Origin of the sequence: Gilliamella sp. W8145 (genome assembly GCF_016101145.1) — a bacterium.
Taxonomy (GTDB): domain Bacteria; phylum Pseudomonadota; class Gammaproteobacteria; order Enterobacterales; family Orbaceae; genus Gilliamella; species Gilliamella apis_A.
On sequence record NZ_JACFRC010000001.1, the window covers coordinates 1,163,121 to 1,188,770 of the forward strand.

A 25,650-nucleotide genomic window follows, 5' to 3' on the forward strand; every position below is an offset into this window, starting at 1 on the left:
AAAATATATTAATGTGTGTAAAAAAGAAAATGAATTTTATACCGATGATTTTTTTAGCATTTCCTAAATTATTCAATCTATTATACACAACCAACTTTTAACTATATGGATCTGATAATTTAAACTTAATTATTTAATAAGTAGGCAAAATTTTAGTCGATTGCAGTAACTTAAATACTAAAACAACAACATTACTCAAAAACTAAAATAGAAAATCAAGCAAAAAAGAACCATCACATCCAGTAAACTAAATCGAGATTGATTACTCTTTATATTTAAAACTATCGTCTTTGATGGTTATTTTAATAATCTAGAAGGTCATTTAGATAAATTGTTGTAAACAATTTATTAAGATATAATTTAGCAGATTTGTCGATGTAATAATAAAAATTAAAGGATTTAAACATGTCTAGCCAGGTCATACCTTATATTGATAGAGCAGTACAACTATTAAATAAAATCGGAATTATTATTAAGCCGCAAGCTGATGCACCAATTTTAAAGTTATTGGATAATGTTGCTGAGATTGATAAAAATCGAGTTATTGCAATAGCACGAACCTTACAACAACAAAGTGCTTTTAACCAAGTGGTTCGCGAACAAATAGATGGTGTTGAAGTTTCACAACGTTATACCAATATTGTTAATCATTTTGATAGTATCCGAACGGATATGGAAAAAATGCTAGGTTGGCTTGATGATGGTCGATTAGATTTTTTTGAAAGAATAAAAATAGGTTGGATGAAACTTCAACGAGGCTCTATTCCCGACCGATTCAATCTAATAAAAAAGACCTATTTACAGGTATCGCAAGAAACCGGTAATCAAATTGAGCGTGAGCATATTATTCTAAATGCCTATCAAGATTTTCGATTTGGATTAAAACAATCTCAGATCACTGCCGAAGAATTAGTTCAAATAGCAACCGCACGTCTTGAAGAATGTAAAGATAAATTATCTTTAGCCATTGCGGATGTGGATAATTTTAAAGAAGATGATCATGTGGCAAAAGCGCGTTTAGAGCTTATCCGAGATGAAGCATTACGTAATGTCCAACAAGAAGATAGCCGTTATCAAATAATATTGGATTTAGCCAATAATTTAACCGTTTCTTATAATTCAGCAGAGGCAGTCTTTGCCCGTATACAACAAACAACCTCAGTGAAAGAACGAGTTTATCAACAAAGTGTTAGTTTTTTTTCCACCAATGAAATTGTTTTTACTGCATTAAGTGCATCAATCACTTCTTTAACTGGTTTAAGCGAAAGCACTAAAACTTTAGAAGCGATGAAAGATGGCATGAATAAAGGTATTGAAAGCATTGCTTCTGCGGGTAATAAGCAATTAGAAGAAAGCTTACGTGCTGGGTATAGTTCAACCATTAAAGCGGATTCGTTACGAGCTTTGGTCGACGCAATTGTCAATTATCAAGAATCAAGCCAGCAATTAATAGCCGAATTACGTAATGAATCAATTGATAATGCGAAAGAAATAGATCGAATTGTCGAAGATGGTAAACAACGCTTTAATAATATTATTTTAAAGGTTAATAATTGATGTCAAATATTAAGCTTAGTGACCAACTAGGTGCAATGGCAATCATTGACGAACTTTATCAAAAGCAACAATTATTACTTGAGCACCTTGATCATAACGCTTTGCGTACAAACTTAGCAGAAAATATAAAAAATTATTATCAAGCTAAGGGGCAAATTGTTAATGACGAAATCATTGAGAAGGGAATTAATCTTTGGTTTAACCAAAGATTACAATTTATTGCACCTAAACGTAGTTGGTTAATTCGTTTTATTGCTTTTTGTTACATAAAAAGAAATATACTTTATCCTTTTATCGGTGTGATCTTAGTTATTTTATTGTTGCTCAACTTCAGCATATTAAAAAATACTCTAAAAATTAATGATAATATCGATACGACTTATAGTCATATTTTATCCCAAAAAAATACCTTAAATGATCTTAACAATAAATTTTTGCAAATTGATAAACTTCCTGTTTACTTTGCACAAGTTCCCGTAAAAAAATTAAAAGACTCAATTACTCATTTACTCAATCAAGAGATTAATCTTCCTGTTACTGAATCAACGGAGATTTCATCGCCAACGTTTGAGATGAATCAGAAAACACTTAATGATCTGAAAGAACTTGATAACTCAATCTCCTCTACTTTACCTAAGATCACCAAACAAATAACAGAATTAAGTGAATTACTTGAAAAGGATAAAAAATTGGCCAACTTAATTCAAAGTAAAGAGTTTATAGAGGCAACTAAAAAATATCCTATTTTACAAATTTCAGTTGATAAAATTCTTGATAATCTCAATCAAGGACAACAAGATATTGATGTTGAACCAATAGAAACACTTTTTCATTCCGTTGGACGTGCTGAAGCTCTTGAAAATAAAATTCTATCTGATACTAAACAACTACAAACATTAAACGTACCTAACTCTGATATGAGTGAAGTTATTACTTTACAAAATGCCTTAACTGCTGATTTAAAAAATTTGAATTTTGAGCATGTCGAACATTATCAAGAAATGATGGCTTACTATATAAAACTAGCTCAAACCAATTTAACGTTAACTATTGTTGATCATCCAGATTATAAATCGGGAGTGGAGCGTACTCATGACAATACTAATGGTAAATCGTGGTACTTGATTGTCAGACCGATGACAACCAATAACCATTCAGATTCATTATGGGTACAAAGTATTGAAACTGGAGAATCAAAATTGGTAAATACATTTGGCCAACAAGTCACTTTAGAACAATATAACAGTGTTAAAAGCGATAAAATGCAAGATGGGCATATTGATAACAATAAACTTTGTACCAAACCGAAAGGACGTTTAATCTTCAATTGTCCAAAATCAGTGAAATCTGGAAGGATTTTAGAGTGGTAAACCATGCAGACCAAAATAATTGAAAATAAAATTTATGAACAAGCACAGGGTATTAAAGCCACTTTAGATACGGCTTATAAAGAAAGACAAGATACCCTTGATAAAATTTTGAATTTGAAGAATGAACAGGCTAGTATTTATCAAAAAATTGCTACCATATATTTAAAAGAATCACCGGAAAATAGTGATTCTCAAGTCCAGAATATTATTAAGCAATTGCAGGGACTATATAGTGACTTAACTAGCAAGCTTAGTAAATTAGAAAAACAAACTGGTCAATATCAACAGCAATTAACAAATACTCTTGCAAAGTTAGATGAACTTACTACCCAAAAGGTGCTACAACTGGAAAGCGATCCTGATTACGTTTCATCGTTTAATCGTTTTACTATCGAACAAGAAAATTTAGAAAAAATAACCAAAGATTATGAAGTATGCCAAAAAGAATTCTCAAAAAAATTAGCCGAGTACAGTAAAAATAACTATTACAATTATTTAATCAAAAGAAACTATGGCGAAGATAATTATAAAGGTCGTTGGATTTTTAGAAATCTGGATGAATCGCTAGCTGAATTTGTTCATTTTAATGAAAATTATAAAAACCAAAAAATACTCGAATCTTTAATGAAAGAATCGCAATTTAAATACGATAATCAGAAAAAATTATACGATTTGGCCTTAAAACAAAAAAATAACAAAGAACAACTGGTTGAAAACAGTTTGAAGCTACCGCAATTAAAAACTGAATTAGCTAAAATTGAACAGGATTTAGATAAAGCTGAATGCCAGAAGCAAGAGGCTTATAATACATTAAATGACACACAATCAGGACAAAGCGTTCAGTTTAAAAATTTATCTTCAAAGCTAGCTAAGTTACTAGAAAATCAGTCAATTAAAAAACTTGAGCAGCTAACCTTACAAACTAAATCCAAAGAAGATGATATATTACTTAAAAAAATTCCTGAATTAGATAAACAGATAAAAAAACTTGAACAACGTATTCCACATTTTCAACAATCAATTGGAAACCTTGAAGATATTTTTATTCGCTTTAATCAAACATTGAATTTATTTAGGCAAAATAATATACCTAGTTCTTTTTATGAATATAAAATTTCTTCAAACACACTTAATAACCTACTAAATAACTTAATAGAATATGGTGATTCTCCTGAAAAAATCGTTATGGAGCTTTTAGCTAGACGCGTACTAAGAAATAATACAACTTCCTCAAGTACAAATAGTGGCTGGTCGATATTAAGTAGCTCAAGTTCATCATCTTCTAGGCGCTCAAGTCGCTCATCAAGCTGGTCATCTAATAGTAGTCGAACTTCATCAAGTTCTTCAAGTTCCTCATCCAGTAGGAATAGTTATTCATCGAGCTCTTCATCTGGTGGCGGTGGATATCGTACTACGGATAGTTTTTAGATAGCCAAAATAGTTTTATTGAAGTAAGTTTTTTAGTATTTACTAAATTATTCGATTAAGTAGGTGCATTGAATGCAACCTACTTTTAACCCATCAAACCAGGTAATGTAAATTTAATTACTTAATAAGTTAGGCGAAATTTTATTCGCTTGAAATAAGGTAAATTCTAAATCAACAAGATCATAAATACAAAATGGATCTAATTTCATAATACTTTTAACTTCTTCAAGTGAATCACTCATTGCTACAATAATCGCACCTGTTTTATTCTCTAAAGGACCTGACGCGATAAATTTATTGTTGGCAAAATACTCATCTAAAAATTTATTATGTTCTTCAAATTTAGCTAACAGTTCTTCCAAAGGTTTTTTAAATTTAAAAGTTACAATTATCATTATACACTCCTTATATATTTTAAATTATTTGCATAAATCTTTAGCTAAATTTTTCAGAGCTAAAAACTTTTACTTATTCTGACTTGTTTTTTATCACACGAAATAAAGTTAAAAATAGTTAATTATGCAATCAAAAATCAATCCAGATTTACTAATACATTTATTTTTTAGCTTTAAGATTAATCAATAGTCTATTAACAATAAATGGATGAAGAACAGACACTGGAACCATATATACCTTGCCGATAACATTATGATTTTTGACTGATGTAATTACATATAATTTATTTTGTTTATCATTATCATCAACTAAGCGAAGATGTAAACAAACATCTAGATGATGATCTCTAATGATTAAAGTTAATTTATCTTTTTCTAACTCCATTACGTTAAAAAAATGCACTGTATCGCCAACATTAGGTATATTTTTACTTAACTGTTCAAAACCTTTTATTGTTCTAATTCCTACCATTCTGCCTAATAAATCTCTCATCTTAAATAATATTTTAAGCCATTTCGGTTGAGATTGAGTCATTATTCTATAAGAATCATAGGCGGAAATATCGCTAGGAATAAAGACAGTTTGATAACTTAAATAATCAATATCCTCCGCAATTAAAGTTACCTGATGGTTTAATAAACTATTTAATTTATTAATAATTTTTGTTTTTCTAATATTCATCACTAACTCAATTGTGTTGTAACTTACTTATTAATTAGATTAAAAGCATAAAAAATACATTTTTAACTAATAATTTAATTGGCAAGTAAATAAAATTATTGGTTAATTTTGCAGTATGATTATACATTTATCAATCAATAATATATAAATAGTCACTACTTGAAGTTTTATTTAATTTTAGGTATTTTTCTACCAAACACCCGTTGAGGATCCGCCATCTACTATCATTGTCGTTCCTGTCACAAATTCACTTTGCGTTAAATAAACAGCTGCATCAACGATATTTTGCGGATTGCCAATTTTTCCCATGGGAGACATTTTAGCTAAATTTTCTCTATCTTGTGCATTATGAATTGCATTAAGGGGGGTATCAATTACACCTGGAGCAATGGCATTCACTTGTATATTTGATGAAGATAATTCTAAAGCTAATGCTTGCGTATAATGTCGCTTTAACTCAAGATACAGAGACAGACTTAGAAGCCATTTATGACTATATAGCAGAGTATGACTGCCCTGAAAATGGCAGTATCCCTAAAGAGTTACTAGATTTAGGCAATCGTGACTATTGTCAAACCTTGTTTAACTCCTACCGACTCATCTACAAAATCATCGACCAACAGATCGTTATTTTTTTAATTACCGATGGCAGACGTGATATGCAAGCCTTATTAACGCAGCATTTACTAAGGTAGAGTATATTACAAGCTAGGGGCTATAAGGCTAATAATTAGCCGTCATTGCTATACCATCAATGGCTTTTTATTCTATGGAATTATGTTATATTGATAACATTAACAAACTCATTCTTACACAGTGTACCTCATAATGGATATAAAACTCGGTAAAAACGATAAACGTTATATAGAAGGCACGGATGATGTCTATAATATCATGAAGAGTGTGCTATTACGTGACAACAAAATAGACCAGGAAAAAGAACATTTCTGGATTGTTGGTATGAATCTAGCGGGTTACATTCTATATATTGAACTCATTGCCTTAGGGTCTTATAAATCGGTAGATGTTGAGCCAATGAATGTATTTCGTGTAGCAGTCATGAAAAATGCTTCACGAGTGATTGCTGTACATAATCATCCATCAGGAAGATTGTCACCCTCCGTAACTGATAAAGATATCACAGATCGATTAATCCAAGTGGGACGAATCTTAAATATAGAATTTGTAGACCATTTGATAATATCCCCTTTGTCTTATACTAGTTTTAGGTCGATTGGTTTAATGGATGAGTTGGAAAAAAGCCTTAAATATGTACCAACTTATCAGGTGGTTGAGCAGATTAGGAAAGAAGAGAAACAGATTGCTAAGGAAAAATTAGATTTAGAGAAAAATAAGACTAAAGCTGAAAAAGAAAGACGAGAAAAATTAGAATTAGTAACGGTTAAAGCATTATTAGATAAAAATGTTTCTATAGAGGATATTGCTAAAATTATGGAAATTACACCAAAAGCTGTTAATAAGGTTATTAATAAAATAAACAGTAATTAATAGAAAAAATATGGTAGATTCTAATAATTTATTATTCCCATTAGAAACAATTGCAAGCCAACATAAAATTAATTTTTTCTATTTTTTTATGATAACTATTTAATATAAAAGCTAAATTGTCGGTATCTATGAATATATATATTGGAGAATCTATAAAATATCGATCTGAGTATGATTGTTTCCTAGCTATTTATGAGATTTTAAATGAATCACATAACTGGTTTTATATTTTTGCTAATTTTCACGCATCCGATCGACAAATTGATTTAGCTGTATTTACGGAAAATACAACACTGATTATAGAAGTTAAAAATTATGTTTCATCAGTGTATGGTCAAATTAATGGACAATGGTCAGTACATGGGGCATATGGTGAAAAAACAATAAGAAATGGATATAATCAGGCATTAGATGCTAAGAATGCTTTACGCGACAACATTCAAAAAATATCTCAGGTAGAAGGCTATCCAAATGCTGTTGTCACAATTATGCCTCATATACCTAATGGCTCATCCCTCACAAAAGGAGACTTTAAAGTCGCAGTGGGTGGAATTGACGTTCTCAAAAAACAATTAACCCAACCATCAGGAGCAGTTTTAACTCCTTTATTATGTGAAGCATTAGCCAATAGTTTAAATCTTTATCCTGTATCAAGTATTGATTCAGTATTTGCAGAAGATACTTTACATGCAGAAAAATCTTATTATACATATATTAAAGCTTTTCAAGATTTTTATACCCCATACATAAGAAAATTTATTCACGGTCACTACACTTATGAATCCAATAATATTGATTTTTTCCATATTAACTCAATGATTTCTAGAGGAGAAACTAGTTTAGTCATTATGGGACCTTCTGGTTGTGGAAAGACATTTCTATCTCTATCTTGTGCAACCTTATGTTGCGATTCTGACTGTATTCCAATTTTTGTTAGAGCGAAAGAATTTAATAATCAATTTCAAAAACTTCTTAATAAAGAAACGTTTTTATTAAATAATTGTACTGTAATCGACCTTATTAACACAGGAAAAATACTTGGAAAGCGTCTCATTTTGTTTATGGATGGATACAATGAGTGTCCAGATTATTTAAAATTGGGATTAACACGGAGTCTTAAAGCATTTTCATTACGTTATGATGTAATGATTGTTATTAGTTCTCAGACAGAACTTACTCGATCTGATCTGTTACAAACAAAAACATTATTTGTAGAACGACCTTCTAATGAGTTTAAAATTGCGGTTTCAGGAATAAAAGAAATTAAGGATCATGATACTAAAAATCTCCATGGTCTTTTACAGATAGTGGATACGTGCCTTGAAGCTTCTCTTATTGGTAAGATTAGTAAATTCTTACCTATAGGAGCTAGTAGATTCGTTCTTTTTAATACATATGTAAGAAATTTATTAAAAAGTAACGCCGTTGATGGAATTCGTACTCTTAGTTATTTTGCAGATACATTAATACGGAGAGCCTGCTTTAGCATGTCTATTCGTGAGTTTGATCGTGTTTGTGACTCTAATAACTTAGACGCAAAGACTCGTCAACAAATATTATTATCTGGTTTATTGCAAGCAAGGAGTGATAGAGTTAGTTTTTCCCATGAATTATTTTTTGCTGCTTTTGCTGCAGAGGCTGTGATTAGGATTGCTAATGATGATTATTCTACTTTCATTACAGCATTATCTTCGCCACGACTCTCTTTCTCAAAAGTTCTAATATTGGGAGCTATTGAGAATGACCGCCTATTACGTAAAATTCTTAATGATTGCAAAGATCAAGATTTAGTTACTGCATGTGCTAATGGAGAATGTGGTGTAGTTGCTCAATCTATCATTAATTGTAAAATTGATGAAATGTTGAAAAGTATGGTACTAGAAGCACAGCAAATTAAATTCAAAATTAGTGAAAAAAGCTGGAATGAAATAATTATTGATAAATTTTCTTTGAATAGTGATCTGGAAAATTTTAGCTATTATCTTATTCCTATCAGTAAAGGACTTATGAATGGACTATATTTTGATTATGTTATGGCTGCTTGTTTAAATACTGATAAAGCAATGAAAGTCTCTGCAATGAAGTTAAAATCTGAGGCAAATAAAAAAAATATTTCTCTAAAACACAATCTTTTCTCTACTTTATATGTCATGCACAAGGATACTGCGGTATCAAAAATAGTAAGTTTTATTGGTAGTTATAATTATTTTTTAAAAAATGAAAAATGCTTAGAATTTTATTCAAGACTGAAAAAAGCATGGTTAGACGCAAAAACCTCAGGAGAAATTTATTTTCTTATTGAAATTACTCGTATGGCTTCAGCTGAAGAGGTTGCAATTCCCTTTATAGTTGAATTAGTGAAAAATATTTCTTCATATCCTTATCATTTGCAATTAGCTTTAATCGACTTTTGTCAATATTTCTCAGAATTAGAAACTCCCTACCGTATCCAAATTATTGATGCATTGACAGCTGTCATAAACAAATTAGGGTTTATGATAGATGGTCTCATACTTGATACTTTGAAAGTATTAGGAGCCTTAAAGAAAGATGAAGATGATTATGAATTAATCATAAATAATGAAATTGAAAATACTTTAATATTAGATGATGGCAAGTCTAATCAACTTGCATGGCAATTATTTTCTCGACAATTTGATCATCCATTTGACTATTTATACTGGGAAAAAATACAAGAATTAGATGAATCGAAAAAAAAACTTCTTCTCAATAAAGCATGTCTAGGGGCTAGTTCTTCTGATAATTTTTTCTTAGGAATACTACTTAGACAGTTATCTGAATTCAATGATCTAAAAATAGCTCCTACAATTGCAAAATGGACAGTATTACCTGACAAAAAAAGTATTATCCCCCAAGAATCTATAAAAACTTTTATTATCGCTCACGAGGCTATTGGATATCTCAAATATCCTTTGCCTCAGAATAGAGGTAAACCAAAAACTGCTGAAGATTTCACTTTACTTGCATGTGGTGAACTTTACTATTGGTATAATAGAAAAGATATTGAAAAACCACAGTTCTCTCATCATACTTTAAATGCTCGTACAACAATTTTAGAATACTCTAAAACTGCAAGTGCTTCAGCTCTTATGATAACCACTCTGGATGGACAATTAACAAAATCTCTTGTGAATAAATATCCAGATATGGTTCTTTCAGTTTGTAGAGAAGTACTTAGAAGCCAAAATGAACAATTATATTATTTTCCATATATGTTTAAAATAAATCCAAACGGTATTATTGAGTTTGCTATACATGTTTTAGGAAAGATCGGTAATATCAATGATTTGTTATCATTAAGAGAGCTATGTGATCATGAATCGTATGGTTATGCTGCCCTCAATGCCATTAGATGTATAGAGGAAAGAATTGATTTTTAAATAGATTATTTCTAAGTAATATTTATAGTTACCTGTTTTGCTATATTTTAGCAATTATTACAACATAATAATATTATTAGCACTAGCTACAATTAAGGATTGAGTAATGAAAAATAGGACTTCACTATTGAGATTACAAAGTAAATCGGCAAAAGCCTTTTTTTTAAAACAAGAAAGTTATTGTAGTATTGATTTACCATCTTACTTTTCATTTAAAGATTTGTTAGAAAAATTATCTGCAGAAATTGAAAATAAATCTTTGACTAGTATAGCTAATACAAAAAGAATGAAAGAGTTAGATGATATAAACTATACGCTGTATACAAATAAAGATGGAAAACTCTCATGGAGACCTTTACAAATTATTCATCCCTTGGTATACGTTTCTTTGGTACATAAAATAACGGAACAAAAAAATTGGAAGAAAATAAAAAATCGGTTTAAGGATTTTCAAAAAAATCCTAAAATTCGTTGTTTGAGTATACCTGTTAAATCTCTAAATAAACAATCAAATAAAGCCCAACAAATCTTACAATGGTGGGAAGAAGTTGAACAAGAATCAATTACTTTATCTCTTGAATATAATTTTGTTTTTGATACAGATATTGCAGATTGTTATGGTTCAATTTATACACACTCAATCGCTTGGGCTCTTGAAACTAAAGATATTGCAAAACAACATATTAATGATAAAAATTTACTTGGTAATATTATTGATAAAAGTATCCAGTCTGCTCAATACCAACAAACAAATGGTATCCCACAGGGATCCATACTAATGGATTTTATAGCAGAAATGGTCTTAGGATATGTTGATGAATTATTGACCCAAAAACTTGAAGAGAATAGTATTGAGAATTATCAAATACTGAGATATCGAGATGATTATCGAATTTTTGTTAATAATATTAATGATGGTGAAATTATCTTAAAACTTTTATCAGAAATATTAGTGCCTTTTGGATTAAAGCTTAATTCAAGTAAAACAAAAAGTAACAGTGATGTTATTACAGCCTCTATTAAAAAAGATAAATTAGCCTGGCTACAACTACCTGATCCAGAATCAAACACTTCTAATTTACAAAAATATATTTTAGTTATTCGACATCATTCATTAAACTATCCGAATTCAGGTAGTTTAATCGCAGCTCTTAGCAATTTCCAAAAACGCCTAAAACTAGAAAGTAAAAAAAATATTAAGCAATATTCAAATCAAATCATTAGTATTGTTACAGATATTGCCTATCATAATCCTAAATGTATTTCTATTTGTTGTGCCATCATTAGCCAATTCTTACTTGAATTAAATAGAAATGTATATAATGAATTAGCTACAAAAGTTTATAATAAACTAAAAACAGCGCCTAACTCTGGATTTGCTCAAATATGGTTACAGCGTATGCTAAAAAATGCTATTCCTACAATAAATTTTTCTGAAAGATTATGTCTATTAGTTGCCGGAGATAACCAAATAAAAATATGGAATCACTCATGGATAGATAGTACTAAAATCAAAGAAATTTTGAAAAATAATTCATTTTTTAATAATAATATTTTTGATAATTTAGATGAAATAATTAATAGTGATGAGTTCGATATATTTATATATCCAAATTCCTAATTTCATTTTTATGCTTGGTACAAAAAATTAATACTATTTTTTTAAATTAGGCTTGTTGAGGATGGTGAGTGCTTATTGTTGGATGATGATATGGACTTGTTGCGTTCTACTGACTTTAGTGCCAAAAACAACCTTGATGGAGATTGCACTGTTATTAAATACCCTTTGCCATATTTTTAAGGATTGACAGCTTTGTACGGCTTCTGCACTCCTTAAGCCAAGGGTTCCGGCGATGTCTAAGGTAGCAGCAAGAGCAGAGGCTTGTCTTGGTGCCTGTTTGTGTAGATTGTGATATTGAATGTCTATTATTGCCTCTTTGGTGACTTAGCGACTAGCACCACTTAACCCTCAAAGCTTTATTGGTGAAACGTTCTAATTTAGCCAGTTTGTCCAAAGGCTGCCATTTCATTATGCAACGTTCGTTTACTAATTATTTTGTTTTAATCTGATCAATATATTGCATTTGGATATTGTGGATTTTAAGGTAGTGATTAAACCGGTCAATAATGAGTTTACGTCATATTCAGTTTTATAAGAGCTTTTAAACTTGTTTAGGTGCTTTTTATAATTGTTCTTTCAGATTTTTATGTTTGCTTTAAGTAGTTTTCATTTAAATAGCCCCATCCATTGTGGTTGATTAATGTGTTTTTTTTGGTGGTGCACGCTGAGCTGATAAACACTTATAGGTGGTTATCTTTTTGATACCTATGCACCAGAGCAAAACAATATTGAGGTTTCGAGGCTTGGTCATATACTCAATATAGCAGCCTATCGTAATAAGGGTAAAAAACCGCCAGTTTATGTGACCTGCTCTAGTTACTGGTCAATGTTTTTCTGCTTATATATTAGTACAACAACAATCGGCTGCATTCATTATTAGGGTATTTGACGCCGATGGATTTTAATAAACAGTTACCCATTAATTTTAACGTATGAAAAAGTATAGACATACCATTGCATACTTTAAGTTGGTTTTAATAGTCCGAATTAGGCGGAAATAGCTGATTAATTCTATTATTTTAAGAAAATATGGGATTTACTAGAAGTCTTCATAAGATTTGGAGCGGGAAACGAGGTTCGAACTCGCGACCTCAACCTTGGCAAGGTTGCGCTCTACCAACTGAGCTATTCCCGCATATTGATTGCTTCGAAAGAAGTGGTGAGCATTATACAAAAATATTAGTCTATGGCAACCTTTTTTAACCGTTATTTTTTATTCTTCCAGCTAAGTGTTTCAAAAACACCAAAAATAAAAAGTCTAAGTGCTCTAAATTTATCCTGCTGCTTTTCTTGGTTGGTCATTGTTGATTGTAATAACCAAGCTTGTAAGCCATGAGTTATAACAAATGCAGCCAATCCAACGTAAGCAACAATATTGGCTGGCTTTGGAAATGGATGAACTAAGTTAAATAATAAAAATAACCATATAAATGAATAGATTGATTTGCCCAAAAGTATAAACATTATTTTTCTTCTCGTATAAATAAATAACTATGAACTTGGCCGGCGGTTTTTTCCCGATGTAAATACCAATTTGATGGGATATAACTAGTTAGATCATGATTTGTTTCAGACTCAATGTAAATATAAGCTGATGAAGTAAGCCAATGATTATTTTCAAGGAGTTGTACTGTCTTTTCAATCAATGATTGATGAAAAGGCGGATCGATAAAAACAACATCAAATTGTTTTTGCGCAGGTTTATCTAACCATTGAAAAGTATCGGTTGCATAAATATCAATATTATCACTTGCAATGAGTTGTTTATTTTTTTTCAACTGATTAGCTGTTTGCTTGTCTTTCTCTAATAATGTGACTGATTGAGCTCCACGTGATGCAGCTTCAAAACCTAATGATCCACTACCAGAAAAACAATCTAAACAATTGCTATTTTGTATAATTGGCATTAACCAATTATACAAAGTTTCTTTTACTCTATCTGTGGTTGGACGCAGGCCTTGTTTATCAAGAACTGATAATTTTCTACCGCGCCATTTACCACCAATAATTCTTATTGAACCATTCATATAATAACCTTACTTAGAATAGTTCTTGAGTATTGCCTTGTGAATCCGTCACACTAGTACCAACTTCTTGTGATCCATATGTAGTTGGCTCTGTTCCTTTAATAAAGTATTCTGACATTGTTCTTGCACCAGAACCTGGTAACATACCTGTTCGTTGATCAATTGTCACTGAAATCACATTATCTGGTTTTACATCTTGTTTTTCTGGCACATCTTTAAGAGCAACTTTCATATAATCAACCCAGACTGGGTTAGCTGTAACTGCACCAGCTTCGGCACGGAAAGTCCGCCCTAAAGCACGACGGTGATCATCAAAGCCCATCCAAACCGATGTGACAATATTGCCACCAAATCCAGAAAACCAAACATCTTTCGATTGGTTAGTGGTACCAGTTTTACCACCAACATCTTTTCGACCTAAGGCTTTTACACGCCATGCTGTACCTTGCCAATCCGAACCACCAAAAACAATGGTACGTAATCCATCTTTCATAATATAAGCAATACCGCTATCAACCGTGTGTGGCGCATATTTAGGTGTTACATCAACGGTTTTGTTATCATTATTAATATCAGGTAGGATTAGATTATCTTCTGACTTAAGATTTGCCTCTTCTGGCTCTTCATTACCTATTTCATTCGATTCATTTTCAACGTTATCTAGCGATACAGAAACTGAATCAAATTTAACAACCTCATCGTTACAATTATGACAAGCAATTAATGGTTGGTGTTGATAAATCACACCACTGTCATTGTCGTGTTCAATTTTTTCAATTAAATATGGCGTAATTAAATAGCCACCGTTCACGATTACTGAATATGCCCTAGCAACTTGTAAAGGTGTAAATGATGCAGAACCTAAGGCCAACGATTCATTATGAGAAATATTTTCTTTCGGGAATCCGAAACGTTCTAAATAGGTTGCCGCATAGTCAATACCTATAGCACGTAAAGCCCTTACCATCATCACGTTTTTAGACATTCCTAAACCGATTCGCATTCTTAAAGGCCCTGCATAGGTAGGAGGAGAATTTTTTGGACGCCATGTAACACTACCAGTAGTCCGCACAATAGGTGCATCATTAAGTAGCGTTGCCATGGTTAAGCCCTGTTCTAAAGTTGCTGTATAAATAAATGGTTTTATATTAGAACCTAACTGACGTAATGCTTGTGTTGCACGATTAAATTTACTTAAATTGAAATCATAACCACCAACAATTGCCTTAATAGCCCCATTATCCGAATCAAGAGAAACCAATGCGGCATTAACAGCTGGTATTTGCGCTAAAGCCCAATTATCACCAGATTTTTTTACCCAAATTAGTTGACCTGCTTTTAACGTATCATTAACTTTTCTTGGCAAAGCACCTTGTTGATTATCATTAATAAATTTTCTTGCCCATTTCATATCTTGGTAAGCAATAGTAATATTACTTTTGTCAGATAATACAGCTTTTGCTTCCTTATCATTCGATTCTAATACCACTGCTGGGCACATACCGCTATAGCAAATATATTTGTGTAAGGCTTCTTGGATTTGCTCTTCGTTTAATGCTGGCTCATTATTTTCCCATAAGACTTTTTCGGGGCCTCGATAGCCATGTCGCATATCATAATCAATAATATGTTTTTGAACTGCTTCAGTTGCTGCAACTTGATCAGTTTTAGAGATGGTTGTATAAACTTTATAACCGTCAGTATAGGCATTTTCACCAAATTTATCGTACATAAATTGTCTTGCCATTTCAGCAACATATGGTGCAGAAAATTCAATATTTGGCGTATGGTAACTTGCGTTTAAAGGTTTCTTAATTGCTTCATCATATTCAGCTTGAGTAATATAAGATTGGTCTAACATTCGTCCCAAGACCCAGTTACGTCTAATTAACGCCTTATCTGGATGAGAAATCGGATTAAACGCTGAAGGAGCATTTGGTAAGCCAGCAAGTAACGCGGCTTCATCTACGGTTAACTGATCAGGTGTTTTACCAAAAAAGGTAAATGATGCGGCAGCAATACCATATGCTCGCGATCCAAAATTGATCATATTAAGATATAACGCCATTATCTCGTCTTTAGATAATTCTTGCTCCATACGAATAGCAATAATCATCTCTTTTACTTTACGAGATATGCTTTTTTCCGGTGTTAAGAAAAAGTTTTTAGCAACTTGTTGAGTAATAGTACTACCACCTTGTGAAAAGCCTTTTTGTTTTAATCCTACATACATTGCTCGCACAATACCAATTGGGTCAATGCCAAAATGTTCATGAAAACGAGCATCTTCGGTAGCGATAACAGCATTTACGACAATTGGTGGAATTTCATCATATTTTAATGGTATTCGTCGACGTTCACCAAAGACAGCAATCAATTCACCATCTTTACTTAGCACTTGCATAGGTGTTTGTAATCTAACATCTTTTAATGTTGCAACATCCGGTAAATCTTTTGAATAATAGCTATAACCAGCTATACCTATAATTAAGCCACAAAGAAATAAACCTATAAAAAGTTTAAGACAAAATTTTAATATTTTTAGTATTATCACAAATCATTCCTATCCAATTGATTTTTAATCAAAGAAAGATAATAAAACTGTTGTTATATTTATTAATATCATTTTTAACCGACGAGTATACTACTTACTCGATAAGACTCAAAATAAAAAGCAATAATTATCTATATTGCAAATAATACTTGAATCAAATTTTTTAACCATTAATTCTTTTAATTTAAATAAGAAATTTAGATTAAAGTTAATTGCTATTTTTATATATCGTTACTAATACATTGATTAATAAATTACTACAACCAATACGTTATAAAACAACAGCCAAATAGCTAATAAATTGACGATGTTAACCGTATTATTAGTAAATTATTCAATAATTTTGCGTATTATCTCACAATATTTTTATATTTTTAAATAAAACAGATAAAACAATTAAATAATTGTGCTTTACATCAATTTAAGAATATTAATATGTGGAGCACAAATCTTACTCCATCTTTTTTACAATTATTAGGTTCTAGTTGTTTTTATTTAATTTTAATTATCATCAGTTTTATTCAGTTAGCCGATACATCCTTGAATTGTTATATCTATATTTTAATTTTAGTTTTAATCGTTGAATGGTGGCGTAGTGTCAATTATTTCAGAACTATTAAAGGTGAATTGGCATTATTTGAATATATACACCAAATTTATTGGCATAAACAACGTTGGCATTTAATGCGAAAACCACTGCTTTTACGTTATATGGTAATTTTAAATTTAAAATCATGTCGTGATGGCAAAAGAAGAGTATTATTTTTAATGATCGATAATCTTGCACCTAATGATTGGCGCACACTACACTATCATTTAAAACAAATTGATTTATCGTAATAAAAATGAATTTAATTGAAAATTATTCAGATCAATTTATTAATGTGATTTTTTAATCCAATATTCAAATGGTATAGATTCAATCTGAGCATTAACTAATTGATGATCCATATGCCGACAAAAGCTAGGAATATCACGAGTTGTAGCCAAATCATCAGCTATAACATGTAAGATTTGACCAACAGCTAATTCTCTAATCGCTTTACGAACCAGCATAATGGGTTCTGGGCAACGCAAGCCCAGAGTATTAAGATCTTTATCAACAATCATATTTATGGTTAATATAACTATTCAAATTAAAGTAAAAGATTAGCTAAATAGTGAGGTACAGCATCATCAGCATTAGAGCCAATGACTTCAAGTTCAGGAAGTAATGACTTAAGTTCAGGACTTGCATCTTTCATGATACAACCCTTCCCTGCTATTTTTAACATTTCATAGTCATTCATTCCATCACCAAAGGCAATACTATCTTTAAGCTGATAACCTAAACTTTCAACCACTAATTTTAATGCACTACCTTTAGTTACATTTTCCGCCATCACTTCAAGACAGTTTGCTGTAGAAAAAGCTATACTAACTTTTTTGCCGAATTGTTGTTCAATTTTGTGTTTTAGTTCAACCAAATAATGGTTATGTGCAACATCAGAAGTGGTAAAATAAATTTTGGCAATATCATCAGCGACAAAATTACGCGGATCGAAAAATTGATATTTAAATTGCGTGTCAGTAAAAAAACTAAGCGAATATGCATCTGGTTTATTAATTAACCAATCATCACCACGATAAACATGCGTATAAATATATGAACTATCTTGACAAATTTGTGCTAACTCACAGGCTATATTAGGCTCAAAGCTACGACTAAAAACTAAATTACCTCGACTATCATGAACTCTAGCACCATTTGAGGTTATCATAAAAGCGTCGATTTCCATATTTTCACGCATTTGACCAACATCGATATGATGTCGACCAGTAGCAAAGGCAAAGTGAATCCCCATTTGACGTAAAGCTTGAAGAATTTTTTTAGTAAATGGCGATAAGCTATGCTCAGTATTTAGCAAAGTGCCATCTAAATCAGAAGCGACAAAATGAAACATGATATTCTCAACTTTTATAATAAATTGTAATTCTAGTGACTATATTTTGCATTGAGTTAATAGGCTCAAAACAAAGTAACAAAATAAGATTGAGTATGATACAACTCCATGGCTATTTACTCAACTAATTGCGGAGTAATAAAGATAACTAATTCTCGTTTTTGTTGTTTTTTTGTTTTATTTTTAAAAGCATTACCGATAATGGGTACATTGCTAATGCCTGGAACACTATTTTTACTAACATTATTAATTTGTTGGAAAATTCCACCTAATACAACAGTTTCGCCACTTTTAATTTTGACTTGCGTTCTAATTTCCTGTGTTTCAATAGCTAACGCTTCGCCCCCATCACGTCGCTTTATTGAACGACCAGCCGTATTTTGCGTAATATATAAATCTAATATCATTTGATCGTTAGCAATAATTTTTGGGGTAACCTCTAAACCTAATACAGCTTGTTTAAATTCAATAGATGTAGCTCCATTACCACCATTTGAAACTTCATAAGGAATTTCTGTACCTTGCTTTATTGAAGCCATATTTTGATTTGCCGTTAACAAATTCGGACTTGCTATAATTTCTAACTGGTTTTCTGATTCTAATGCCGAAAGTTCAAGATTTAACAAACTACCGGAAAGTTTTGCTAAATTGAAACCGACAGAAGATGCTGCATTGGTGACACCAAAGTCAACATCAAACTTACTTAATACTTGTGATGAGTGCCCAGTATATCCCCACTTTATACCTAACTCATCCATACTTTGCTTATTCATTGTGACAATATGAGCCGAAATATGCACTTGAGGAATTGGCTGATCCAAACTTTTAGCTAATTTTTTGATATTGGAAAATTGTGTAGACATATCGGTAATAATGATTGAGTTAGTTCTTTTATCGATAATCGCTTTTCCTCGTTCAGATAATAATCCTTGTGATTGAATAGTTTCAACTAGATTATTAAGGTCGGCATGATTAACTGGAATAGTCAGCAAATTTAATGGCTTATTTAATTGCAACTCTTTTTGTTCTAGTAATTTTTTTTGAAGCAACACCTCTGGATCAACAGCTTTTGATATAAATAAGATATTATCGTCAATTTCAGCGCGTAAATTTGCAGAATTTAAAACAACTGTTAATGCTTTTTGCCATTTAACATTTTGCAGTTTAATGGTTTGTTTGGTTGACAAATCATCGACCATAACTAAGTTCATCTGTTTATTGTCAGCAAGTGCTTGCAAAATTATAGCAATGTCTGTTTGATAAAAATTTATAGAAATTAGATCGTCCGATTCAGCGCTTGATAAAGTTTTAGGATTTGCCCAACATGACATAGAAAAAAGCATAACTAAAATAACAATATTTAAATATTTTTTTGCTAAACTTTTTAATATTTGGCTAATTTTAAACATTAATTATATCCTTAAACTATAATAGTCACTTATTTTGTCAAAGGCATTGTCCATAACACAGTATGATTACAATAGTTAGGTAAACTTGCTTGCCATAAAAGTTTATCGTCTAATACAGCACTTACAGTCCATGGAAACAAAATATGCGGTACGGTATTATCAGTAATTGCTAACCAATTATTTTCAGAAAAAAGCCATAATTGTTGGTAATGGTTCTCTATGCGTTGGATATAACCTTTATATTGCCAAACTTGGATCTGTTTATTAAGGAGATCTGTCTGCTCCTGACAACTAAAATTAATAGTTTGTAAAAAAGGATCCCTTGTTAAATGAATATCTGCATTAACATTAAAACAATAAATCATTAATAAAAAATAACTGATAATAAGATAATAATTCATTTAATATCCCTTTTAATCAATATGTTAAATTTAATTTGCAAATAAGTATCTTGCTTATCAATAGTAAAATTCTGAAAATTTAAATAATAAAAATTGTCATTTAACTCACTAATAAATTGCATAAAATTAATAAACTGCCCTCGTAGCTCAATATGCCAATAACTTGACAATTCATTTTTCTCATATTTAAAGGAAGTTAAGTGCAATTGATTACGTTTGATTGCTTTAGCAAACTCAAGTTCTGTTAGTAAAGTTAACGAACTTTTTTTAGCAGATTGATAACGTTCAATTTTTGATTGAAGTAATTTAATTGCCGTTTTCTTTTCTTCATATATCGTAATTTGCATCTCTGTTTGTTGTTTTAGTTCTTGAATAAAAAACTGATAACAAATGAAAAACACAATTGAAGGTAGCAAAAAGCTGATTAAGTATTGTTGCCAAATAGGTCTATAAAAAAAATCATTATTCATTTAATTCAATATCCAGTTGAAACAACAAACTATCTCCACTATTTTCGATATTTTTTACCAAGCTACTATTTACCTCATGACTGAATAAAAGTTGCTGATTAAAATTAATAATATCGACATAATTAATACTTTGACCGATAATTTTTATATGCTGTGCTTCATATTCATACAATCTTAACCAAATTGTCTCTGGCAGCATTTCTGCAAACATTTGTAGCGATTGTTGAATCTGTTTTTGACTAGGTGAAGGACTAGGAATAAAACTTGCTAATTGAGCAGACAATTGCTGTTCTAGCACTTGTTGTGTTGATAGCTGTTTCGAATATTGAGTAAATGTAGTTTGGCCATCAAGTAAAAGATAAAAGAAGAAACAACTCAGTAAACCAATGAAGCTAACCATGAAAAGTAGTAATTGAAACTGATGCTGCCTTGCTTTTTGCTGGCGCCACGGTAAAAAATTAAATCTTATATTTTCCAACTTACTATTAATAGAAAGCAAAGTTAAACCATGCTTTTTGGATAAATCTATCCAATAATTGGCTGCATCACTATCACAAATAGCAATCATAATAGTTTTTTGAGGGCCTGCTAATGACACAAAATCGAAAAACATATTGTTTGCCGGTAATTGAAATAGTTTATTGATTATTGCTTTTATATATAAAGTTAATTCTGCTGAATTTAATTTCACCTCAGGATAAGCCGTTTTCTGAAACTGAACGTAACTTTGGCTTAAATTCAGTGCTATTGCGGTTAATTTTGGCTGCTGTTTTTTTAAAATTTGTATCAGTTGCTCAATATCAGTCGAGTTTTGATAAGGAATATCAGCTAAATTTTCATTATTAGAATGTCCGTTAAGGGCTTTAACAGTTACCACTTGATAGCGTAATATTTCTGGTTCGATTGTAATAACAGCACATTTTTTATTAAAAACCATCATATGTATCTTAAATAATGTTGATTGGTGATATCAAAAATCATAATCATAATTAGCTGGATATAAGCCAACAATATGCATATTTGCGAAGTATCATCCAAAAAATGTCTAAAATTAAACCGAACAGGGTCAATTTTAAGAAAATTTAAAAAAAAAGGTTGACTGAAATAAGACGTGCCTTATAATGCACATCCACACGGTAAGGGTGATTAGCTCAGTTGGGAGAGCACCTCCCTTACAAGGAGGGGGTCACTGGTTCGAACCCGGTATCACCCACCAATTCTTACCGTGATGTTTTAGAAATAAAACACTTGGGGTGATTAGCTCAGTTGGGAGAGCACCTCCCTTACAAGGAGGGGGTCACTGGTTCGAACCCGGTATCACCCACCACTTTTACTATCTTAATGGGTTGTTAGCTCAGTCGGTAGAGCAGCGGACTTTTAATCCGTTTGTCGAGCGTTCGAATCGCTCACGACCCACCATTTTTTTTCTTTTTCACTTACTCCATTACGAATAAATTATTTAGCGATAAGAACGGCTAGCGTTCGACTAATTCGTCTGGAACGAATTTGAACAACACTTGTGTTGGCCCTGAAAGGGTGAGGCACACGATGTGCCGAATAATCTAGTTCACGACCCACCACTTTTTTTCTCTTTCACCTATTCCATTACAGAGATAAATTACTTAGCGATGAGAACGCTAGCGTTCGACAAATTCGTCTGGAACGAATTTGAACAACACAAAGTGTTGGCCCTGAAAGGGTGAGGCACACGATGTGCCGAATAATCTAGCTCACGACCCAACATTTTACTAACCAAAAGAAAACTATTGATACTTTTGTAAACTTGCTTATAAAATAGCTAAATTACATAACGACAATAGATTTATCTATAACGAATAAATTCGCTACAGTCTTTTTACAGTAATAAAATTACTGGGTATATAATGAAAAAATTAATTCTAATCCTATCATTAGGTTTGTTCACTTATGGTTCGGCTTTTGCTGATGAACAACCTGAATTAAATTTTGAAAGTGAATATCAAAAAGCTACAGAACAAAATGATCCTGAGGCTCAATATCATGTTGGAATAATGTATTTTAATGGTTATACAGTTAAAAAACGGATATTTAAAGGTATTGAACAAGGGGCAATTGATGAACCCGAACAAAAAACTGAACCAGATTATAGCAAAGCAAAAGAATGGTTTGAAAAAGCAGCTAAACAAGGGCATATTGGCGCTCAACATAGTTTAGCTATGTTGTATTATAACGGACAAGGTACTAAGCAAAATTATCTAAAGGGTATTGAATGGGATACTAAAGCAGCACAAAAAGGAGATCCTGTAGCACAATATACTTTAGCAACTATGTATTATAAAGGCACCGGTGTTAAACAGAATTATTTTAAAGCGAAACAATGGTTTGCTAAAGCCGCAGAACAAAACTATTTAGACTCTAAAGACCATTTATCAGTAGTTTCCAAAAAAGTTCAAGCAATTATCAAGAAAAATAATCAAGCAAAAAAACAAAAAACTAGCAGTGTTGATTGTGGATGTAGTTAATGTTGAAAAAATTATCATATTTTTTAATTTATTGCTTATTTATAGTTAAAAACTCCACTGAAAATAATAATTGTGCTATTGCCTTAACATAATTCAATAGCACAAAATAGACGACTTAAAGCGTTAAACCATAACCTAATGGATATAATGCCTGCATATCGTTTGCTAAATCAGAAGATTGTTTTATAACACTATCCATTGAGTCTGGTAATGCAAATGGTAATTTAGCGCTGAATGGTTTACTATCTAATAAACGTTTAAATAACACATCATCATTTACACCAAAATTTGCAACCACTGCATTTGCTATTTGTTTTACTGGAGTTAAAACTGCCGGTCTATCTAAATAAACAGTGACAACAACGGGATGTTTATTACTTGCTTCATTAATAAATTTTATATCTTTATCATCAGCAGTATATTCTAATGAACCTTCATGATATCTTGCACCAAAGAAGTAATTTTTATGTTTTTGTTCATAAGGCGCATTAACTCTAGCAACAACCACATCAGCTTGATCCAATTTATCAACAATAGTAATTTTACCTTTTAAGGAGTTTTTAGCATCCTCAGTAAAACCATATAAATAGACTTTACTACTGGATTTCAATGGCAGAATCTTATCTTTATTTTCTAATAAAACCAATGAATCAAATTGCGCTTTATCAGCAACTTTTTGGAAATCTTGATTACCAACAAAACGGCTTGCTTCAGTAGGATCAACATAAGGATTTTCAAATTGTCCTAAAGCAAATTTTTGCGTCAAGATTGCTAAAACTGCACTATCAATAGTTTTTTCATCCAGTTTATTGTTTTTTACAGCTGACACAATAACAGAGCTATCACTCACTCCACCAAATTGTTGAATACCGGCTTGAATAGCTTTAATAAAACGTTGCTCAACAGTGAGATCTTCTACTCCCCATGGCATTCCTTCCGCTTTAGGCGCTATATCAGGTGGGTTACCGTTGATACAAACTTCATTACAATCTTTTGTAATATTCCAATCACTAATAATCACCCCTTTAAATTGATAAGTATCTCTTAATAGATCTTTCAATAAATAGCGATTAAAACCTCCGCCGACAGGTTCAATTTTATGATCATTTAATTGGGCATTTTTTAAAATAGAATAAGTCGGCATAATTGCAGCTACATTGACCTCAAATGCGCCAGTGAATGGTATGATATGTTGTTCTAAACTGTTTTTATGAGTATAGAGTGCATATTTACCATAAGAGTTATGACTATCTAACCCCTCTTCTGCAGCACCATAACCAACCCAATGTTTAACGACGGCAGCCACACTTTGTGAATTTAAGCCAAGTTTGCCATTTTGCATACCTGAAATATAACCTCGCACCATACTTTTACTTAGCATTGGATCTTCGCCAAATGTACCTTCAAAACGAGACCAACGTGGTTCGGTTCCCAAATCTGCCATGGGAGATAAAGCCTGAGTTACCCCTAGTGAACGATACTCTTGTCGAATAATGTTTCCGTACTCATTTATAATAGACTCGTTACCAATCGCAGCCATACCTAATGTTCCTGGCCATTGGCTAAATCCAGCGTTACTCGTTACTTTATTGCCATAATAGAAAGTGTTTCGCGGATCAACACTAATGGTCAGAGGAATAGCCAGACGAGAGGACTCTGCAATTTGTTGTAATTGATTATTTTGCTCAGCAAAATCTTTTGGATTCACTTCTAAACGAGTAATTAAACTATTTACCTTATCATCAAGCACTAACTGTTTAATTTCTTCTAAATTATACTTATCTCCATGACCAAGCTCATCGCCTAAACTTTTGGCATTACCATGCATCATCAGCCCTGCTTTTTCTTCTAACGACAATTTGCTAAGTAGATCTTTAGCACGAACTTCAGGCGACAAACGCCAATCTTCAAAAGGAGACAATTTGCCATCTTTATCAAAGTCTTTAAATTCGAGATTATCAATTACAATTTTCTTTAATTGATGACTTTTAATCTCAACCTGCTCAATAGCAACTGCTTGACCAACAGCCAAAGCCGCACTAACCAATAATGCTAATTTCACTAGTTTATTTGTCATAAGAACCCCTTGTCTATTTACTCAGTATCCAATTAATTTTGCATACCCGCTAAAACTGATATTCCCTAGTTGTTAATATATTTGGCTTTCTTAAAGCAAAAAAACCTAAACACCTCATTGAGTAAGATGTTTAGGTTTTGCCCGAATAGTTATGTCAACTAAACAGTAACAATCCAAATTTATAAATTAGCATAATATTAAAAACTTACTTTTGTTATAAACAAAAAATATTATAATTGTGATAAATATCAAGTTATTATTAGATAATTTCAGCATATTCTAGTTATACATGTAATGGTAATAAT

The 25,650-nt window shown here is 31.5% G+C and carries 22 protein-coding genes, 4 tRNA genes and 1 pseudogene; 12 read left to right on the forward strand and 15 right to left on the reverse strand.

Annotated elements, in window-relative coordinates; genetic code table 11:
* Window positions 1-405: 405 nt before the first annotated feature.
* Genes H3T80_RS05250 through H3T80_RS05260 form a run of 3 tightly spaced genes read left to right on the forward strand, consistent with a single transcriptional unit; the run spans window position 406 to window position 4,355 of the window.
* The gene (locus H3T80_RS05250; RefSeq protein WP_198200484.1) at window positions 406-1,557 is read left to right on the forward strand and encodes a hypothetical protein; all 1,152 of its coding nucleotides are present in this window, start codon (window positions 406-408) and stop codon (window positions 1,555-1,557) included.
* Entirely contained in the window at window positions 1,557-2,927 is a 1,371-nt protein-coding gene (locus H3T80_RS05255) for a DUF6384 family protein (RefSeq protein ID WP_198200485.1), read from the forward strand. The genes H3T80_RS05250 and H3T80_RS05255 overlap by 1 nt, the downstream gene beginning before the upstream one ends.
* Window positions 2,928-2,930: 3 nt before the next feature.
* Window positions 2,931-4,355 (forward strand): hypothetical protein, encoded by a 1,425-nt coding sequence (locus H3T80_RS05260; RefSeq protein WP_110447455.1) that lies wholly within the window; start codon window positions 2,931-2,933, stop codon window positions 4,353-4,355.
* 113 nt (window positions 4,356-4,468) lie between these two features.
* Here the strand turns inward: H3T80_RS05260 and H3T80_RS05265 are convergent, their stop codons facing one another.
* The 3 genes from H3T80_RS05265 to H3T80_RS05275 form a co-directional block, all read right to left on the reverse strand.
* Complete coding sequence (locus H3T80_RS05265) at window positions 4,469-4,750, reverse strand: YciI family protein (RefSeq protein WP_198200486.1); 282 nt, start codon at window positions 4,748-4,750, stop codon at window positions 4,469-4,471.
* Window positions 4,751-4,910: 160 nt separating this feature from the next.
* Entirely contained in the window at window positions 4,911-5,432 is a 522-nt protein-coding gene (locus H3T80_RS05270; protein WP_198200487.1) for a DUF2867 domain-containing protein, read from the reverse strand.
* Window positions 5,433-5,621: 189 nt separating this feature from the next.
* The gene (locus tag H3T80_RS05275; RefSeq protein ID WP_254048633.1) at window positions 5,622-5,831 is read right to left on the reverse strand and encodes an SDR family oxidoreductase; all 210 of its coding nucleotides are present in this window, start codon (window positions 5,829-5,831) and stop codon (window positions 5,622-5,624) included.
* A 32-nt stretch (window positions 5,832-5,863) separates the two neighbouring features.
* Here H3T80_RS05275 and H3T80_RS05280 point away from each other — a divergent pair, with 32 nt between their 5' ends.
* The 4 genes from H3T80_RS05280 (at window position 5,864) to H3T80_RS05295 (ending at window position 11,963) form a co-directional block, all read left to right on the forward strand.
* Window positions 5,864-6,127, forward strand: a complete 264-nt coding sequence (locus tag H3T80_RS05280) for a type II toxin-antitoxin system RelE/ParE family toxin (RefSeq protein ID WP_198200488.1) — start codon at window positions 5,864-5,866, stop codon at window positions 6,125-6,127.
* 133 nt (window positions 6,128-6,260) lie between these two features.
* The gene (locus H3T80_RS05285; protein ID WP_198200495.1) at window positions 6,261-6,941 is read left to right on the forward strand and encodes a JAB domain-containing protein; all 681 of its coding nucleotides are present in this window, start codon (window positions 6,261-6,263) and stop codon (window positions 6,939-6,941) included.
* A 128-nt stretch (window positions 6,942-7,069) separates the two neighbouring features.
* Window positions 7,070-10,342 carry a nuclease-related domain-containing protein gene (locus tag H3T80_RS05290; protein WP_198200497.1) on the forward strand — a complete coding sequence of 1,091 codons (3,273 nt, stop codon included), beginning with the start codon at window positions 7,070-7,072 and terminating at the stop codon, window positions 10,340-10,342.
* Window positions 10,343-10,448: 106 nt separating this feature from the next.
* Window positions 10,449-11,963: an RNA-directed DNA polymerase gene (locus H3T80_RS05295; RefSeq protein WP_198200499.1), complete on the forward strand. Its 1,515-nt coding sequence runs from the start codon at window positions 10,449-10,451 to the stop codon at window positions 11,961-11,963.
* A gap of 72 nt (window positions 11,964-12,035) precedes the next feature.
* Here the strand turns inward: H3T80_RS05295 and H3T80_RS12395 are convergent.
* The 5 genes and pseudogenes from H3T80_RS12395 to H3T80_RS05320 form a co-directional block, all read right to left on the reverse strand.
* A pseudogene (locus H3T80_RS12395) lies at window positions 12,036-12,275 on the reverse strand (integrase domain-containing protein); the annotation flags it as partial.
* A 747-nt stretch (window positions 12,276-13,022) separates the two neighbouring features.
* Window positions 13,023-13,098: transfer RNA gene (locus H3T80_RS05305), tRNA-Gly, on the reverse strand.
* A gap of 71 nt (window positions 13,099-13,169) precedes the next feature.
* Window positions 13,170-13,427 (reverse strand): DUF1145 domain-containing protein, encoded by a 258-nt coding sequence (locus H3T80_RS05310; protein ID WP_034902452.1) that lies wholly within the window; start codon window positions 13,425-13,427, stop codon window positions 13,170-13,172.
* Window positions 13,427-13,990 (reverse strand): 16S rRNA (guanine(966)-N(2))-methyltransferase RsmD, encoded by a 564-nt coding sequence (gene rsmD / locus H3T80_RS05315; protein ID WP_034902448.1) that lies wholly within the window; start codon window positions 13,988-13,990, stop codon window positions 13,427-13,429. The genes H3T80_RS05310 and rsmD overlap by 1 nt, the downstream gene beginning before the upstream one ends.
* Before the next feature lie 13 nt (window positions 13,991-14,003).
* On the reverse strand, window positions 14,004-16,544 hold the full coding sequence (locus H3T80_RS05320; RefSeq protein ID WP_294912148.1) for a penicillin-binding protein 1A: 2,541 nt from the start codon (window positions 16,542-16,544) through the stop codon (window positions 14,004-14,006).
* A gap of 435 nt (window positions 16,545-16,979) precedes the next feature.
* Between H3T80_RS05320 and H3T80_RS05325 the strand changes: the two genes are divergently transcribed.
* Window positions 16,980-17,384 carry a protein YgfX gene (locus H3T80_RS05325; RefSeq protein ID WP_198200501.1) on the forward strand — a complete coding sequence of 135 codons (405 nt, stop codon included), beginning with the start codon at window positions 16,980-16,982 and terminating at the stop codon, window positions 17,382-17,384.
* Between the two features lie 39 nt (window positions 17,385-17,423).
* On the opposite strand, the gene tusA is transcribed toward H3T80_RS05325, so the two are convergent.
* The 6 genes from tusA to H3T80_RS05355 all read right to left on the reverse strand — a co-directional run bounded on the left by tusA (window position 17,424) and on the right by H3T80_RS05355 (window position 21,707).
* Entirely contained in the window at window positions 17,424-17,654 is a 231-nt protein-coding gene (gene tusA, locus H3T80_RS05330) for a sulfurtransferase TusA (RefSeq protein WP_110447447.1), read from the reverse strand.
* A 26-nt stretch (window positions 17,655-17,680) separates the two neighbouring features.
* Entirely contained in the window at window positions 17,681-18,487 is an 807-nt protein-coding gene (locus H3T80_RS05335) for a Cof-type HAD-IIB family hydrolase (RefSeq protein ID WP_198200503.1), read from the reverse strand.
* A 116-nt stretch (window positions 18,488-18,603) separates the two neighbouring features.
* Complete coding sequence (locus H3T80_RS05340) at window positions 18,604-19,896, reverse strand: secretin N-terminal domain-containing protein (protein ID WP_110447445.1); 1,293 nt, start codon at window positions 19,894-19,896, stop codon at window positions 18,604-18,606.
* A 29-nt stretch (window positions 19,897-19,925) separates the two neighbouring features.
* Window positions 19,926-20,297, reverse strand: a complete 372-nt coding sequence (locus H3T80_RS05345; RefSeq protein ID WP_110447444.1) for a hypothetical protein — start codon at window positions 20,295-20,297, stop codon at window positions 19,926-19,928.
* Window positions 20,294-20,767: a hypothetical protein gene (locus tag H3T80_RS05350; protein WP_110447443.1), complete on the reverse strand. Its 474-nt coding sequence runs from the start codon at window positions 20,765-20,767 to the stop codon at window positions 20,294-20,296. The genes H3T80_RS05345 and H3T80_RS05350 overlap by 4 nt, the downstream gene beginning before the upstream one ends.
* A complete protein-coding gene (locus tag H3T80_RS05355) occupies window positions 20,760-21,707 on the reverse strand; it encodes a hypothetical protein (protein WP_198200505.1) in 948 nt (315 codons plus the stop codon). The genes H3T80_RS05350 and H3T80_RS05355 overlap by 8 nt, the downstream gene beginning before the upstream one ends.
* A gap of 200 nt (window positions 21,708-21,907) precedes the next feature.
* Between H3T80_RS05355 and H3T80_RS05360 the strand changes: the two genes are divergently transcribed.
* The 4 genes from H3T80_RS05360 (at window position 21,908) to H3T80_RS05375 (ending at window position 23,268) form a co-directional block, all read left to right on the forward strand.
* Window positions 21,908-21,983 (forward strand) — tRNA-Val (locus H3T80_RS05360).
* Between the two features lie 35 nt (window positions 21,984-22,018).
* Window positions 22,019-22,094 (forward strand) — tRNA-Val (locus H3T80_RS05365).
* A gap of 16 nt (window positions 22,095-22,110) precedes the next feature.
* A tRNA-Lys gene (locus tag H3T80_RS05370) sits at window positions 22,111-22,186 on the forward strand.
* A gap of 464 nt (window positions 22,187-22,650) precedes the next feature.
* The gene (locus H3T80_RS05375) at window positions 22,651-23,268 is read left to right on the forward strand and encodes a tetratricopeptide repeat protein (protein ID WP_198200507.1); all 618 of its coding nucleotides are present in this window, start codon (window positions 22,651-22,653) and stop codon (window positions 23,266-23,268) included.
* A gap of 115 nt (window positions 23,269-23,383) precedes the next feature.
* Here the strand turns inward: H3T80_RS05375 and H3T80_RS05380 are convergent, their stop codons facing one another.
* Complete coding sequence (locus H3T80_RS05380; RefSeq protein WP_198200509.1) at window positions 23,384-25,345, reverse strand: glycoside hydrolase family 3 protein; 1,962 nt, start codon at window positions 25,343-25,345, stop codon at window positions 23,384-23,386.
* Between the last annotated feature and the right edge of the window lie 305 nt (window positions 25,346-25,650).